Genomic DNA, 16,422 nt, shown 5'->3' on the forward strand with positions numbered 1-16,422 from the left:
TTATCCTTATCCCTATTCATGGTTAGATACGTTATTAGTGAAGTTCAGTTAATTGTTATAGTTATAGTTATAAGTAGTAATTATTAAAAATTGTCATCTAAAAGTGTCAAAAAATTAACCTTTTCTACTCCCCGTTTACTTTACCATAATCTCGACAAAATTTTCAACTTTACTGTTCATTAACATTTGTTTGCTGATGGATAGGAATCACACTACGACAAAAAAGGCACCCTCGCGGATGCCTTTTCTATTTTATTTCTATTAATTATGATTTCTATAAGTGACTTACTATAATAGTAGCTAATGATTACAGATAGATCGGTGCTACTTGATTTGTCTGCTCACGATTACGTCCTACAGAGAAGATAGCAATCGGAATACCAGTCAATTCAGAGACACGAGTAACATAATTGCGTGTTGTTTCTGGCAATTCATCCAATGTCTTCACGCCAGTAATATCTTCGCTCCAACCTGGCATTTCTTCATAGACTGCTTCACATTCAGCAAGCATTTTAAGACTTGCAGGGTAGTGAGTAATAAACTCGCCTTTGTATTTGTAGCCAGTACAGATTTTGACTGTATCCAGACCTGTCAATACATCTAAAGAGTTCAAAGACAATCCAGTAATACCACTTACACGACGTGCATGACGAACTACAACACTATCGAACCAGCCTACACGACGTGGACGACCAGTTACTGTACCGTATTCATGACCTTTTTCGCGGATAGTATCACCTGTTGTATCTAACAATTCAGTAGGGAAAGGACCATCACCCACACGAGTTGTGTATGCTTTCGCTACACCAATAACTTGTTGGATTTTGGAAGGACCTACTCCAGAACCGATACATACTCCACCAGCAGAAGGATTAGACGAAGTCACAAATGGATATGTACCCTGGTCGATATCCAACATTACACCTTGTGCGCCCTCAAAAAGAACACGTTTGCCAGCATCGATCGCATCATTCAACACAACAGATGTATCTTGTACATACTGACGAAGAATTTCAGCATAACCTAAGTAATCTTTCAAAATTTCTTCTACATCTACAGGCTCGCCGCCATAGACTTGTGTAATCACTTGATTTTTTTCTTTTACTTGATGACGCAATTTAATTTCAAATTCTTCCGGGTCCATCAGATCAGCAATACGAATACCCGAACGAGCTGTTTTGTCCATGTAACAAGGGCCAATTCCTTTACGTGTAGTACCAATTTTGTTAGGACCTTTGCGATCTTCTTCCAAAATATCCAATACCATATGGTACGGCATAATTACGTGAGCGCGATCGCTAATCGTTAAGTTTTTGGTAGTGAAGCCATTGTCATGCACATAGTTAATTTCATCGATCAAAGCCGATGGATTAATAACCATACCGTTACCGATTACACAAGCTTTATCTTCGTAAAATATTCCAGAAGGAATCATAGTTAATTTGAATTTTTTCTCATTAATTAGGATGGTATGACCTGCATTGTTACCACCTTGGTAACGTGCAACAAGATCAGCACTCTCCGAAAGATAGTCTGTAATTTTACCTTTTCCTTCGTCTCCCCATTGCGTTCCCACAACGACTACAGTTGACATGAAATCATTCCTCCGTAGGTGTTTTTATACACCGTGAATTTGAGCTGTCCGTTGCAAAAAACAACTGATCAACAGCGAATATATTGCAAACAGCCAGACAGCATGAAAACTTCCTTGCGAGGAACGGTCAGACGTGTGCAAATCATAATGATCCGTTTCGCAGCGGAAGGGCATAGCAGTGCTGTAACGCAAAGACTTACTAAAGCAATGTAAGCTTTTCAACACCATTATCAGTGTAACAGGCTGCTTTTTTAAAGTCAAATGAAAAGCGAACAATACATTCAATTAAAAATATTATCGTTCGGAAATGATCACTTAACTTCTCCATACTCCACCTTTACTTAACGTCAAACCGCATTTTTGGTAAAAAGAAGCGTGTTCTTCTGTAAACGTACAAGTTACAATTTCAATTTGATGATGCTTGGCTTGCTGTAATAGCGTATGTACTAGATGAGTTCCTAGCTGTTGATAACGATAGTCAGGATGAACAAGAATGTCTTCTAAATACCCATGTTGCAATCCCATACCTGAAATATAGCCAAATGCAATCAATCGCTGTGCTTCATCTCGCGCTCCTGCATAAAACTGACACCGCTCTAATAAAGCAGGATAATCTTGCTCTCGCCGTTCCCATCCTACCGCTGCACGCAGATCAGGTACTTCGTGAGGTGCGATGGATAGATTGATATGGATATGAACAGACATATTGTACACCTCCTTTAATTTAGAGTTTATACAAAAATAAGAACTCCATCACCATATTAACTAACATATGATAGGAGTTCTTATTCTATACAGATTCTATTTCAGATCGCTATCCTGCGAACATATCCGATTGAACACGTTCGTAGTTTACGAATTTATTAAAGTTTTTCAAAAATACCAATTCTACCGTACCTACCGGACCATTACGCTGTTTGGCAATAATAATCTCGATAATATTTTTCTTTTCTGTATCTGCATTATAATAATCATCCCGATACAAGAAAGACACAATATCCGCATCCTGCTCAATGGAACCGGATTCCCGCAAGTCAGACATCATCGGGCGTTTATCTTGACGTTGCTCTACACCACGACTGAGCTGAGACAGTGCAATAACCGGTACGGACAATTCACGAGCAATTTGCTTTAGCGTACGTGAGATTTCAGAGACTTCTTGCTGACGGTTCTCGCCGGCTTTACCGCGTCCAGAGATAAGCTGAAGATAATCGATCACGATCATACCCAGACCCTTTTCTTTTTTCAAACGACGGCATTTAGCACGAATCTCTGAAACGGTAATTCCCGGGGTATCATCAATATAGATTTCTGCTTCAGACAACGAAGAAATACCCATCGTCAGCTTCGCCCAATCTTCATCACCTTTAAATTCACCGGTACGCATTACATTCGCATCCAGATTCGCTTCCGCACAGATCATACGTTGAACAAGCTGTGCCGCTGACATCTCCAGACTGAAAATAGCTACCGTTTCTTTGGCACGTACCGCTACATTTTGCGCAATATTCAGTGCAAATGCCGTTTTACCTACCGAAGGACGAGCTGCTACAATAATCAGATCGCTTCGCTGAAATCCAGCCGTCATTTTGTCCAAGTCGACGAATCCAGACGGAATACCTGTCGTATTACCACTATTTTGATGCAAAATTTCAACCCGTTCAAATACTTCCATCAACACATCACGAATCGCGATAAAGCCACTACCTGTACGACGATTAGAAATTTCCAAAATCCGTCGTTCGGCATCGCCAAGCATACTGCCGACATCTTCGCCGCCACCATACCCTTCGCTAACAATCTGTGTTGCTGTTCGAATCAAGCGACGTAACATCGACTTTTCTTCGATAATTTGAGCGTAATAATCGACGTTAGCCGCTGTTGGTACCGCATGAGCAAGCTTCGCCAGATAACTAACGCCACCGATATCTTCTAGCTGTCCACGATCTTGTAATAAAGAAGTTAATGTAATCAGATCTATCGGCTGATTTTCTTCACCGAGATTAACCATTGCTTCATAGATCAGTTGGTGTGATTTATCGTAAAAATCTTCGCTGTCTACCCGTTCCATCACTGTAATTAACGCTTCCGACTGAAGCAAGATCGCTCCGAGTGCCGCCTGTTCCGCTTCTAAATTCTGTGGCGGAACCCGATCGTAAAACATTTCGCCGCCCATTTTTACTCCTCAGTAATTTGGACTTTGAGCGTTGCTTTAACATCATGATGTAATTTTACAGCAACTTGTGTTACACCCAATGTACGGATAGGCTCATCCAATTCAATTTTACGTTTATCGACTTTATGTCCTTTTTTTCTCAACGCTTCAGCGATTTGTTTACTTGTGATTGCTCCGAATAAGCGTCCACCTTCACCGGATTTAGCTTTTAGATCAATCGTCAATGCTTCAAGTTGTTTCGCAAGAACTTCTGCTTCTTCTTTTTCTTCTTGTTTTTGTCTTTCTACAGCGGCTGCTTGATTTTCAAGAATTTTTACATTGCCGCCTGTTGCTGGTTTAGCATGACCGTTTTTGATCAAGAAGTTTTGTGCGTAACCGTCTGCCACCTCTTTTACTTCACCTTTTTTACCGCTACCTTTTACGTCTTTAAGAAAAATAACTTTCATTCAAATAACCCCTCTTCCTTTTCCATTTGATCTAGTACTTCACGAAGTCGTGACTCCGCATATTCGATACTACCTTCAAGCTGAACGGCTGCATTGGTCAAATGACCGCCACCGCCTAATCGTTCCATCACGACCTGTACATTCATTTTACCAAGAGAACGGGCACTAATTCCAATTAAGCCATCCATTCGCTCGCTAATCACAAATGAAGCATGTACATTATTCATATTAAGTAGCGAATCTGCCACCTGTGCAATCAACAGTTGTGGAACCTGATGACCGGGTTCAGTTACAGCCAAAGCAACATGATTATGAATAATTTTGGCGTGCTTAATAATCTCAGCTTTGGCGATATAGTCGCCTAATTCTTCTTTGAGCATTCGTTGTACCAATACGGTATCTGCACCATTGCGACGCAAAAATCCTGCCGCTTCAAATGTACGTGAACCGGTATGTAGCGCAAAATGCTTGGTATCTACAATAATCCCAGCTAGAAGCGAAGTAGCTTCCAGTGTTGTAAATTGTACTTTATCATGAATATATTGCAATAGTTCGGTTACAAGTTCACAAGTAGAAGAAGCATACGGCTCTAGATATACCAGAACAGCATCATTGATAAATTCTTCCCCGCGACGATGATGATCGACAACCACAACACGCTTCGCTCGATCAACCAACTTCGGCTCAATCGTCATCGACGATTTGTGCGTATCAACCACCACTAATAATGTCTGTTCAGACATCGCATTCAGTGCTTCATCCGGTGTAATAAAGCGTACAGATAACCGTTCGTCCAGCTCAATACGCTCCATCATTTTCTCAATTGATGGATTGACTTTATCAAGTACGATATACGCATCTACATCATACATATCAGCAGCTTTCAACATGCCGATAGCTGCACCGACCACATCCATATCCGGTATTTTGTGACCCATAATAAGCACTTGATCACTATCTAGCATTAGATCACGTAGAGCATGAGCAATTACACGCGCACGCACTCTTGTACGCTTCTCTACCGCATTAGACTTACCACCATAAAAAGATAGACGTTGATCTGCTTTGACAGCGGCTTGATCTCCGCCACGCCCCAGAGCCATATCCAGACTGGATTGTGCCAGTTCACCCAGCTCACTGATACTACCTGCACCGAATCCTACTCCGACACTAAGCGTTAACGGCACTTTAAGATCAGCAGTCATTTCTCGAATCTCATCCAAAATCACAAACCGACTTTGTTCCAATTCGCGCAAAGACTTTTGATTAAGTAGCAATAAGTAACGCTCGGAGGATAATCGTCTTACATAGATACCGTAGTTTTTGGCCCAATCGGTAATTCGTGTAGCAACACGCGCAATCAGACTGGTACGCTGTTGATCATCCATTCCTTGCGAAGCTTCATCAAAGTTATCTAAAAATACAATACCAAGTGCCAGACGTTCTTCTTCATGACGATCACGCAAATCTGCAAATGTCGTTACATCTTGCAAATAAATCAATCGTTCATCAGGTAAAATAATAAACTCGATCGTTAAATGTCCATGTGGCAATTCAAAGCGTACTTCTTTTGAAGACTCTTTGCGCGCTTCTTCTCTGGCTTGCTGATACGTATCACCAAACCGTGGAAAACATTCTTCAAGCGAAGTGCCTACCAGTGTTTTGCGTCCAAACATACTACCGATATAACGATTATGCCATTCAATCGTATACTGATTGTCATATAAAATAAGACCAAAAGGAAGCGTACTGACCGCTTCCTCCTCTACCCGTCTAATCCGAAAAGATAATCCCGCGATATACTCATCCAATTCCCTGCGAAACGTAAGCTCTGCACGAAGTAAAGATACACCGAACAAAATCACACAGCAAAGTGCAGCCAGTCCGATCATCCAATTGAACCAAGACAGCAAAATGACCAGAACAAGCATAAGCAATGAAGCCCATACTGTTCGATAACCATGCCAGCGGTTTAATAAAAAATTAGGCATCATTCATCACCTTACCGTTTCGGTCTCGTAATATATTCGCGGAGCGGGAACGCTAGATCAATAATACCGACAATACGAAGTGGTGGAATCAATACCACAACTAAAGCTAACAGAAACGGAAGAAACGAATTCCATTTCCGATGATGACCTAAGAAAAATACAAAGCCAATCGTTTGAATCGTAAAAGCAATATGTATCAGCGGCATGAAATTAAGAACGAACGCTGCCAATACACCTGTTATATTTGTAGCTACAAAATATTCTAAAAATACAGCAAGTAAATAATACCAGATCAATGATCGAGGTAATCTCCAATCACGCGCAGGTCTTAATTTAGGAACAGAGTAGTTCATGCCTTCCAAAATCGGACGACAAATGGCATGTGTAATCACAACCATTGTAAATGAACTGATAATCAAAGCAAATGGAATCATCTGTAATGTATAATTCCACAATCCACGCACAAATTCCGGCGAGAAGATATCAGCGATATCTGGATTGATATCCGCCATCGCTCGCATCGGAGCGACAGATAGCTCTACAATATCTTTTACATAGATCGCTAGATTAAACTTATAGACTACTGTAGCAAAAATTAATAACAATAACATTTCGACTAGCGTGGTAATTCCGGTCGTAAATATTACTCGAAGTGCAGATGCATTCTTTTTGTACAACCGTCCCATTACAATACCTGGAACCATAAAGAATATGCCCAGTATCGCTACATAAATGCCTAACCTACCTTCTAGCTGAATCGCTACGATCATCGTAATCAACCAGACTGGAACCAGGTGCATAATGAATTGGCGCAAGGATAGTGTCGAGTACAGCACGACTACAGGCACAATCAGAAAAAATATCGTTATAATGGATAATGAAGTTAATAAAGACAGCAACAGAAGCAAATAAGCTATACTCCATGCCACCGATGTCCAGCGCAATTTCAAAACATTCACCTCTTACCTACATGTTATTCAGCAATTAGCTAAAAAAGATTTACTCATAATTATAGCATAAACGCTAATAAACACACATCGATTTATCGATACTGCTTACGTAACTTTCATATTCTTAGCCATTCTTGATTTTTCAGGGTTATACTCCCCACTACGTACAAATTGCTCACAATATTCTATAATCTGACTACGTCTAACAATACCAATAAAACGATTCATATCATCGACAACAGGTACAAAGTTCTGTACTTTTGCTAGATTGATCAAATCCTCCATATTCGCATCGATGGATACAGGCTTATTGTCTTTTTGCAAAGGTACATCCGACATTAGAAATTTAGAAGCGTTCTCAAAAGTCACTTTGCCTTCGGAATTTTTCATAAACCATAATAGATCGCCTTCTGTTACTGTACCTGCGTATCCTCCATCTTTATTCAACATCGGCACTGACGTATAGCGATGGTATTCCATTCTTTCAAGCGTCTGACGTAGTGTCGAATTAAGGGTGACACAAACGACCTCCTGCTTCGGTAGCAGAAAAAACGCAATATTCATGAAAAATCCTTCCTCTCATAATCTCAAGACCACGAACATGATCTTATCCTGAATCATTGTTTTGGTATGAATAGGCTTGTGCTCAATCCTGTACAGTACGTTTCAGCCCATACTTCGTTTCAGGATTCTCTTTCATTCTAAGCGATATTGACGTGACAATAAAGCAAGCTAGTGAATCAGAGAACCCGCAGTGTCGGTAGCTCCATCGGCTGAATCTCTATTATTTATATCGGAATCAGAAGCGTCTGATTTCATCCATTCATCGATCAAATCTCTCGCTTCTTTAATTTCACTTTCACGCGGCACTTCATAATATACACCATCTACATATTCTCCATCACCAGCAATCGTAAATGAAGTCACTTCAGGCTTGCCGGTACGTAAGATTTGACTTGCTAAGCCTGTAATCGTTTGTGGGCGCATATCTGTTTTGAAATTAGTACCCATAATATCTAACAATTGAGGAATTTTTTCAATCTGATTAAGCTGTATCGCTTGGTCTGCCAGAGCTTGTAAAAAAATCTGCTGACGTTTGGTACGTCTAAAATCACTATCTTCACGATAGCGCACATAATAAAGTGCTTCTTGTCCAGAATAAATAGGCTTACCGCCTTTGATAGTAAACTGCTCATGGTTAGGATCTTTATTTACGATATCTTCTTCTATCGGTAATTTTATGCCTCCTAAGGCATCTACAGAATCAATAAGACCTTGAAAATTAATCGTGGCATAATATTGTAGCTTTTCATCCATAAGATTCTCAACCGTATCCATCGTCATCTTGATACCACCAAATGCAAAGGCATGATTGATTTTATCTTTTTTGTCTTTGCCTATAATCTCAGTGTACGTATCGCGTGGAATCGAAATGAGTAGCACTTTAGATTCCAGAGGACGCATAACAGCATAGATAAGGGTATCTGAACGTGCAGTCTCGTTATCACGTTGATCACTGCCAACCAATAACATTGAAAACGGCTCTGTCAGTACAGGAAGTGCTTCGGTAGCTTCTTGCTCGCCGCCAATTTGACGTACAGGTTGATATGTCTGTGCTAATTGATCTTCAATACTGCCCGCTACGAACCAATCGAACATCAATGCAGAGATCGGTTTCCGCAACAGAAAAAGGCTTCCAGCTACGACAACTAATGCAATTGCAGCTCCAATAGCTATTTTACGTTTTCTCGCCATTCATCCATTCCTCTTTTCAGACAGACCCGTATTATCTTCATTAAACGTTTGATAACGACTATGACACAGGTTGATGGTTTTGCTAATTATACTTCAAAAAGCATATTTACAACATAAAAAGCGCACAGGATCACATCTTCGAAATCCAGACATGATTCTGTGCGCTATAGAAACAGACAAATCAACGATTTATCTGCATATATTTATAATAGTAATAAATATATACTACTCAGTTGTGTAAGGTAGCAATGCGATTTGACGAGAACGTTTAATCGCGATAGTCAACATACGTTGGTATTTAGCACTTGTACCTGTTACACGGCGTGGCAAAATTTTACCACGTTCGCTGATAAATTTACGAAGCAAGTCCGTATCTTTATAATCGATGTGCTTAATTTTGTTTACAGTGAAAAAACATACTTTACGACGTTTGTTACGGCCACGGCGTCCACCTGGACGTCTGCCTTCTCCATCGCCGCTTTCGCGTCTATTGAAGCTCATATCATTCAGTCCTTTCTTTCATTAAAATGGCAAATCATCATCGGAAATATCTATCGGTTTACCGTCATCAGAGAATGGGTCCTGGTTATCTCGTGAGTTGTTGTTTCCATTATTACTATTATAGTTGCTACGGTTATTACCGCCGCCGCTATTGTTAGAATTATTGGAAGACTCTTCACGGGATGATCCTCCACTGCCGCCACCATCACGATTAGATTCAAGGAAACGAACATTATCAGCAATAACTTCAGTCACGTAAACACGTTTTCCTTCATTATTCTCATAATTACGTACTTGAATTCGGCCTTCAACCGCAGTTAAGCGACCTTTTCGTAAATAGTTAGCACAAGTTTCAGCCAGTTGTCTCCAAGTGACGACCGGGATAAAGTCCGCTTCGCGCTCTCCACCTTGGCTCGTAAAAGGACGATCCACTGCTAATGTAAACTGGGTTACAGCTACACCAGCGGGTGTATAGCGAAGCTCCGGGTCTTTGGTTAACCGGCCGATCAAAATGACACGGTTTAGCAATCCAATCCCCTCCTCGAACGGTTCTTACAATTTAAGCAGATTATTTAGTAACGTCAACAGTAATGAGATAACGAATAACATCGTCAGAAATCTTCATAAGACGTTCTAGTTCAGCAACAACTTCTGGTGCTGATTGGAAGTTTACCAATACATAGATACCGTCACGAATTTTCTTGATCTCATACGCAAGACGACGTTTACCCATTACATCATGCTTTGTAATTTCGCCGCCGTTTGTGATGATGCCTTTGAACTTCTCAACAGCTGCATCTACAGCTTCTTGTTCCAGTTCAGGACGAAGAATGTACATCACTTCATAATTGCGCATAGTTTTCACCTCCTCTTGGACTAAGGCCCCTAATCAATGTCAGGAGCAAGGAACGAGCACAGACTCGAACTATATGATTATACCAAAATATAAGATACGAATACAAGCTTTATTTTAACGAAAACAAAATTTAGTTCAGCTTCTTATAACTTCCTCTTTATTACTATAGATATAAATTAAAAAAGCTCCATCGCAATTCTGCGACAGAGCTTAGTAAACGATATGTAAGTTGCAAAAATAATATGGAAGTAAAAGTGGCGGAGAGAGAGGGATTCGAACCCTCGCACGCCCTGAAGCGCCTAACTGATTTCGAGTCAGTCCCCTTATAACCTCTTGGGTACCTCTCCTTGTCTGAGTTGACAACAAAATTGATTATACTGCATTGTATTTAGGTTGGCAAGAATAGATTTCCCTTTACAGAACAGCATTTTCCGCCTATATTGGTACCTGGTCATAATCCAACTCAACTATACATATTATCGCTCAATTGTTACTGTATCTATCTGTACTATAACAGTTTTAGAGTCTTTGTTGCCATTAGGCAAAGCTTTATACATCCTATGCATTTTTATAGATTTTGTTGAATATCCTTTATTTTAATAGGATTTATCGCTAGGAATCTCATTTCTTTGCTGGTGCTCTTCCTGTATCTATTTCCTCTTGATTTTGCTGATAATCATATAAAATCAACTACGTTCTATACTTTATCCTCTGATTTATGACTAGATTTGAGCCATAATCTACTATAAAACTTGCTTTCGATCGTCTCCTGTTATATTCTACTATCTCACTGTTATATCTATCTTTTTGATTTCTATAGTTATGCACAATCCTACTAAAAAGCAAATAAAAAAGGTTATCCACAGTGGATAACCTTTGATTTCACTCTTTTTCATCTGTATGCTGTTGATAACTTTATATTTTCTTCAGTCGCTTACTCACTCATTGGTTGAACTTCACTATCTACCGAGCGTAATACTTTTTTCATATTTTTCTCAAATTTGGCTCTAGGTACTAATATACTATGCTTACAACCTACACATTTTATCCGAATATCCATCCCCATTCGAATAATTTCCATCTCATTACTTCCACAAGGATGTGGCTTTTTCATTTGCACAATATCGCCCAATTGAAAAACCTTACGTTCCATTTCCTCACCCTCCACCGTTCCTGATCGCATTACTTTCTCTATCGTCCTATAATCTTATACTTTATCACACTTATCCACATGTTTATATTGATTATTCTTATCGCTTTTATTGATCGTTTGATATATTTTCGTCTCGTTTATCTTTTGCCTGTGATTCTAGTTCTCCTTCACCTTGTAACGGAGTATTGGCTGCTTCTAATTCTTTTTGTTTTCGAGCTTCTTCCTCTTGTTGCTGGGCTTCTAACAATAGCCGTTGCTCTTCTTCATGATCCAGTGCTTTTTTGACAGCCGTTTGTACCGCACGCTCTACTCCTGCTCGTGAATTCGGCTGACACTCGGCAACGATTCGAATCGCATACTCTGCTGTTGTTAACGATTGAATCCCTAACACTTCTGGCATTTTCAACATTTCTGGATGATCGTCTTTCAATTCTTCTACCGCTTGTTTTACTAATTTCAGCGCATCGTCCATACTTCGTTCTAATTTCAATGGAACGTCTACAACAGCCAACGAATTAGAAAGTGAAAAGTTCGTTACACTGATAATTGAACCGTTGGGAATAATATTCACTTCACCATTCCAGCTGACTAGACGGGTTGTACGTAATCCCACCATCTGTACAGTTCCTTTATACGTTCCTACTTGAATCACATCACCTACTGCAAATTGATCTTCAAAAATAATAAAGAATCCTGTAATAATATCTTTAACAATACTTTGTGCACCAAAACTGATTGCTAGACCTGCTACCCCGGCCCCTGTTAATAACGGTGTCAAATTAAATCCGAATTCATTCAACACTAACATAATCATAATAAAATTAAACACACTAGAAACAACGTTTTTTAATAGTTCACCTATCGTAATAAACCGTCTTGGATTCGTTCTTAGCCTACTTTTGTCTTTCCCTTGCAAAGAACGCTCAATCACTTTGCTTATAACTTTAATAGCGATTTGAGTTAGTATAAAAATCAGAACTATACGAATACTGGAAAATAAAAATTGCCACCACATATCTGTATCGCTCGCCCATTTCCACAACCCGCTCGTAAATCCGCTAACTTGATCTGTAGCTGTTTCTGTTAATTGCTGAATATCTTGTCCACCTGTTTCTTGATTTAAAAAGCCTTTCATTCATTCACCCTCCTATAACACAACTTGCTCATATGTCTGTTGTTTTTGTTTGAAAATGCCTCGGATTTCAACTTGTTCTGTTTTAATAATATGATCGACTTCTTGCAAATCTGTTTCTGGGAATTGTATACATAGCGCACAACCAGCGGTAATTTCTTTCGGTGTAGGGAACATATCATTTTCAATATCTGCGTATTCCAGTAACATCTCTGCTCGTAATGCCTGCTGCGTAGAATCAAAAGCAATCACCAGTATATCATCCATCTTTTTCTTTACCCCCTTTTACAATTGATGTCCCTACAAATTATGCGTTCTCTTTCTTAAAGCTTACACGTATCTGTCTATAGATACAAAATCGCCGCCGTAAACATAAGAGCTATATTAGCATCTTTGTGATCACGACGGCGGTAATAAGGCTTTTAAGCCTTACTTATGATTTGGTTGGTGTTGGCGATTTTGCAAGTTGAATGGCTTCTTTTTCTTCAGGAGATAAGTTGTAGGTAGATTCGCTTTTGACAATCGGCTTCGCATACATATACGAGCTATCTCGATTGTGAAGCCCTGTAAGAATAACACCGTCTGATTCATCATTTAGAATAGCAAGTGAAAAGCTAAGATCACTACCATGATCAGAAAAAGCATTGTATCGTTTCATTCCGATATGTGCCGGTACTTGACGCAAACGATTTTCGATCGCTTGAAAACGATCACGTTTGTTCTGTTCATCATCTTCTATCGAATCCATTTGTAATTTCAAGTCTAGCAATAGTGTTTCCAAGTTTTCGACTCCACTACCTGCCATCATCTGATTGTACCGTTTGCGCATTTTGCTTAATTTGACTGCTTGTACGATAGCAATAATCAATAAGATAATCATGATTACAGCTATACCTCCTACAAACAAATACAACTGTTCTGCTATCAGTCCATTCAATTCCGCCATCGTTGTCTGCTCTCCTCTTTCCTTCTTTTATTGCTATTTATATTTTCTAATAAGCTTAGTTAGAACATCTTATTTATTGAATTATTCATCTCTGATGTTACGTACGATGAATATATTGAATGGCTTCAATCAGACGATCGATATCATCTGTGGTAGATCGATATCCAACACTAGCGCGTACAGCCCCTGTATTTAAAGTCCCTGCTGATATATGAGCAAGTGGAGTACAATGCATTCCTGCTCGTACCGCTATACCGAATTCTCGATCTAAGCGAAAAGCAATCTCTGCACTGTCTTTATGCTCCATTATAAAAGATACAATACCTGTACGTTCTTTGCCAAGTTCAGGTCCCAAAACATGTACACTCGGGATATTTAATAACTTTTCGATCATCATTTGCGATAACTGTTGCTCTTCTCTAGCAATAGTAAACACTGAACGCTCTAACACATACCGAGCACCTGCCTGTAGACCTGCTATACCAGGCGTATTAGGTGTTCCTGCTTCATATCGATCCGGTCTTACAGTCGGTTGATTGATCTCTTCTGATTGGCTCCCAGTGCCTCCATAGATCCAAGGGTGAAGATCCATATCAGGTGCTATATATAAACCGCCTGTTCCTTGCGGGCCTAACAATCCTTTATGACCTGGAAAAGCAGCCATATCGATTTGCCATGATGATAACGATACAGGGATATGACCTGCACTCTGAGCGATATCGACCAAAATTTTGGTTCCATGATCATGAGCGATACTAGACAATTCAGCAACAGGTAATATGCTACCCAATAGATTAGAACTATGATTACATACCAAAAGCCGCGTTCGCGGCGTAAAGGCTTGATTCACTTCAGCTAAATTAATATCTCCTTGAGCATTTACAGCAATATAGGTCACTTCTATACCTATACTACGTATTAGCGCTTCTAAAGGTCGACGTACAGAATTATGTTCTGTCATGGTAGATATCACATGATCTCCTGCTTCTAGATACCCTTGAATAGCCATATTCAGAGCTACTGTAGTATTGGCTGTAAAAGCAATATCTACAGGGTTATGTACATCTAGAAGTTGGGATAATGTTTTGCGACAATTAAATAATTCACGACTCGCTTGAACAGCCATACGATGGCTACCACGACCAGGATTAGCAGAAGCTTGTTCTAACGCATATAACAACGCTTGACTCACTTCAGGCGGCTTAGGAAAAGATGTAGCTGCATGATCTAGATAGATTACATTTTGAGTCTCATGATATTGAGCTGACAATGTAGCATCCTCCTGCTTACATCTGATTTAGCATTTCTAACAATCGTTCTAAATCTTGCTTACTGTAATAATTCAATTCGATTTTGCCTTTGTCTTTGTTGCTATGTTTAATTTTAACAGTCGTCTGAAAACGGTCACGTAACGTTTCTTCAACGTCTACCAGATAAGGATCTGTTTTTTTGATTTTACTTTTAGTTGAATCTTCTTTCTTTTTGTCTAGGTTCTGAACTGCTTCTTCTAGTTGGCGTACATTCCAAGCTTGTTCAATAGCTTTATTAGCCAGAGCAATAATCAGTTCTTCTTTTTTAACACTGACTAATGAACGGGCATGTCCCATTGATAATGTTCCACGTGAAACATGTTCTTTGACAGCATCAGGCAGTGATAATAATCGTAAAAAGTTAGCGATATGAGAACGAGATTTACCAACTTTGGTCGCTAATTCTTCTTGCGTCATTTTGAACTCTTCCATCAGAGCTTGATAAGCAGTAGCTACTTCCAGTGCATTTAAGTTTTCACGCTGTACATTTTCGATTAATGCTATTTCCATTACTTGTTGATCTGTGAAGCTACGAATGACTGTCGGAATCGACTTTTTACCGGCTACTTCTGAAGCACGATACCGACGTTCTCCGGCAATAATTTCGTATCCTTTTAACACTTTACGTACAATAATTGGTTGAATAACCCCGTGCTGACTGATCGATTCTGCTAATTCTTGAATCGACTCATGATCGAAATGTTTACGCGGTTGATATGGATTAGGACGTAATTCTTTTAAGCTAACTTCTATAATTTTATCGTCATCACTTACAGATAATGAAGGAATCAGCGCATCTAGCCCCTTACCAAGACGTTTACTCATAAGAAACCACTTCCTTTGCCAGCTCTAAATAAACTTCTGCTCCTTTAGAACGAGGATCATAAGTAATAATCGCTTTACCATGTGAAGGTGCTTCACTCAAGCGAACATTACGCGGAATAATAGTCCGGTATACTTTATCTTGGAAATATTTTTTAACTTCTTCAATGACTTGAATACCTAGATTAGTACGTGCATCTAGCATCGTTAACAATACGCCTTCGATCTGAAGATCAGTATTCAAATGTTTTTGTACCAAGCGCACTGTATTTAATAGCTGGCTTAGCCCTTCCAAAGCATAATATTCACATTGAATCGGAATCAACACAGAGTCTGCTGCGGTTAACGAATTGATCGTCAAAATACCAAGCGATGGTGGGCAATCAATCAATATATAATCATAATCTTGTTTGACCTGACTGATCGCATTTTTTAAGCGCAATTCTCGTGATATCGCTGGCACTAATTCAACTTCTGCTCCTGCAAGTTGTATTGTAGCCGGAATAATATGCAATCCTTCGATTACAGTTGTTTTAATTGTATCTTTCGGGGCAACATCGTTAATAATAATATCGTAAATACAATTTTCAACATCTGCTTTATTGATACCTACTCCACTGGTTGTATTCCCCTGTGGATCAATATCGATTAACAGAACCCGCTTACCCAAAGTCGCCAGACAAGCTCCCAGATTAACAGATGTGGTTGTTTTACCAACGCCACCTTTTTGATTCGCTATAGCTATAATTTTCGACAACTCATTCACCCCAATATTATGAAATTCGCTTGA

Annotated in this window: 18 protein-coding genes and 1 tRNA gene; all 19 read right to left on the reverse strand. The window is 39.5% G+C overall.

Annotated elements, in window-relative coordinates; all coding sequences use genetic code 11:
• Nucleotides 1-307: 307 nt before the first annotated feature.
• The 19 genes from QE450_RS20095 to QE450_RS20185 all read right to left on the reverse strand — a co-directional run bounded on the left by QE450_RS20095 (nucleotide 308) and on the right by QE450_RS20185 (nucleotide 16,389).
• Nucleotides 308-1,594 (reverse strand): adenylosuccinate synthase, encoded by a 1,287-nt coding sequence (locus QE450_RS20095; RefSeq protein WP_273614280.1) that lies wholly within the window; start codon nucleotides 1,592-1,594, stop codon nucleotides 308-310.
• A 315-nt stretch (nucleotides 1,595-1,909) separates the two neighbouring features.
• Nucleotides 1,910-2,299, reverse strand: coding sequence for a GNAT family N-acetyltransferase (locus QE450_RS20100; protein ID WP_307301667.1), 390 nt, complete (start codon nucleotides 2,297-2,299; stop codon nucleotides 1,910-1,912).
• A 109-nt stretch (nucleotides 2,300-2,408) separates the two neighbouring features.
• Nucleotides 2,409-3,770 (reverse strand): replicative DNA helicase, encoded by a 1,362-nt coding sequence (gene dnaB, locus QE450_RS20105; RefSeq protein ID WP_204825760.1) that lies wholly within the window; start codon nucleotides 3,768-3,770, stop codon nucleotides 2,409-2,411.
• A 2-nt stretch (nucleotides 3,771-3,772) separates the two neighbouring features.
• Nucleotides 3,773-4,216: a 50S ribosomal protein L9 gene (gene rplI, locus QE450_RS20110; protein ID WP_307301669.1), complete on the reverse strand. Its 444-nt coding sequence runs from the start codon at nucleotides 4,214-4,216 to the stop codon at nucleotides 3,773-3,775.
• The gene (locus QE450_RS20115; protein ID WP_307301671.1) at nucleotides 4,213-6,207 is read right to left on the reverse strand and encodes a DHH family phosphoesterase; all 1,995 of its coding nucleotides are present in this window, start codon (nucleotides 6,205-6,207) and stop codon (nucleotides 4,213-4,215) included. Before QE450_RS20115 ends, rplI begins: the two co-directional genes overlap by 4 nt.
• Before the next feature lie 11 nt (nucleotides 6,208-6,218).
• The gene (locus QE450_RS20120; protein WP_273614286.1) at nucleotides 6,219-7,157 is read right to left on the reverse strand and encodes a DUF2232 domain-containing protein; all 939 of its coding nucleotides are present in this window, start codon (nucleotides 7,155-7,157) and stop codon (nucleotides 6,219-6,221) included.
• Between the two features lie 105 nt (nucleotides 7,158-7,262).
• Nucleotides 7,263-7,721: a CBS domain-containing protein gene (locus tag QE450_RS20125; protein ID WP_204825756.1), complete on the reverse strand. Its 459-nt coding sequence runs from the start codon at nucleotides 7,719-7,721 to the stop codon at nucleotides 7,263-7,265.
• 168 nt (nucleotides 7,722-7,889) lie between these two features.
• A complete protein-coding gene (locus QE450_RS20130; protein ID WP_273614287.1) occupies nucleotides 7,890-8,912 on the reverse strand; it encodes an LCP family protein in 1,023 nt (340 codons plus the stop codon).
• Between the two features lie 225 nt (nucleotides 8,913-9,137).
• A complete protein-coding gene (gene rpsR, locus QE450_RS20135) occupies nucleotides 9,138-9,413 on the reverse strand; it encodes a 30S ribosomal protein S18 (protein ID WP_069326395.1) in 276 nt (91 codons plus the stop codon).
• A 21-nt stretch (nucleotides 9,414-9,434) separates the two neighbouring features.
• Entirely contained in the window at nucleotides 9,435-9,941 is a 507-nt protein-coding gene (ssb, locus tag QE450_RS20140) for a single-stranded DNA-binding protein (protein WP_273614288.1), read from the reverse strand.
• Nucleotides 9,942-9,981: 40 nt separating this feature from the next.
• A complete protein-coding gene (gene rpsF / locus QE450_RS20145; protein ID WP_204825753.1) occupies nucleotides 9,982-10,269 on the reverse strand; it encodes a 30S ribosomal protein S6 in 288 nt (95 codons plus the stop codon).
• 255 nt (nucleotides 10,270-10,524) lie between these two features.
• Nucleotides 10,525-10,616, reverse strand: a tRNA-Ser gene (locus tag QE450_RS20150).
• Between the two features lie 587 nt (nucleotides 10,617-11,203).
• Nucleotides 11,204-11,422, reverse strand: coding sequence for a DUF951 domain-containing protein (locus QE450_RS20155; RefSeq protein WP_273614289.1), 219 nt, complete (start codon nucleotides 11,420-11,422; stop codon nucleotides 11,204-11,206).
• 106 nt (nucleotides 11,423-11,528) lie between these two features.
• Nucleotides 11,529-12,557, reverse strand: coding sequence for a mechanosensitive ion channel domain-containing protein (locus tag QE450_RS20160; RefSeq protein WP_273614290.1), 1,029 nt, complete (start codon nucleotides 12,555-12,557; stop codon nucleotides 11,529-11,531).
• 12 nt (nucleotides 12,558-12,569) lie between these two features.
• On the reverse strand, nucleotides 12,570-12,821 hold the full coding sequence (locus QE450_RS20165; RefSeq protein WP_274171332.1) for a putative Se/S carrier protein: 252 nt from the start codon (nucleotides 12,819-12,821) through the stop codon (nucleotides 12,570-12,572).
• 166 nt (nucleotides 12,822-12,987) lie between these two features.
• Complete coding sequence (locus QE450_RS20170; protein ID WP_273614292.1) at nucleotides 12,988-13,500, reverse strand: DUF4446 family protein; 513 nt, start codon at nucleotides 13,498-13,500, stop codon at nucleotides 12,988-12,990.
• A 97-nt stretch (nucleotides 13,501-13,597) separates the two neighbouring features.
• A complete protein-coding gene (locus tag QE450_RS20175) occupies nucleotides 13,598-14,770 on the reverse strand; it encodes an aminotransferase class V-fold PLP-dependent enzyme (protein ID WP_307301681.1) in 1,173 nt (390 codons plus the stop codon).
• A gap of 16 nt (nucleotides 14,771-14,786) precedes the next feature.
• Entirely contained in the window at nucleotides 14,787-15,635 is an 849-nt protein-coding gene (locus tag QE450_RS20180) for a ParB/RepB/Spo0J family partition protein (RefSeq protein WP_301262508.1), read from the reverse strand.
• Complete coding sequence (locus tag QE450_RS20185; protein WP_204825746.1) at nucleotides 15,628-16,389, reverse strand: ParA family protein; 762 nt, start codon at nucleotides 16,387-16,389, stop codon at nucleotides 15,628-15,630. Before QE450_RS20185 ends, QE450_RS20180 begins: the two co-directional genes overlap by 8 nt.
• Nucleotides 16,390-16,422 lie beyond the last annotated feature (33 nt).

Origin of the sequence: Paenibacillus sp. SORGH_AS_0306, assembly GCF_030819345.1 — a bacterium.
In the GTDB taxonomy this organism is placed as follows: Bacteria; Bacillota; Bacilli; order Paenibacillales; family Paenibacillaceae; genus Saccharibacillus; species Saccharibacillus kyungheensis.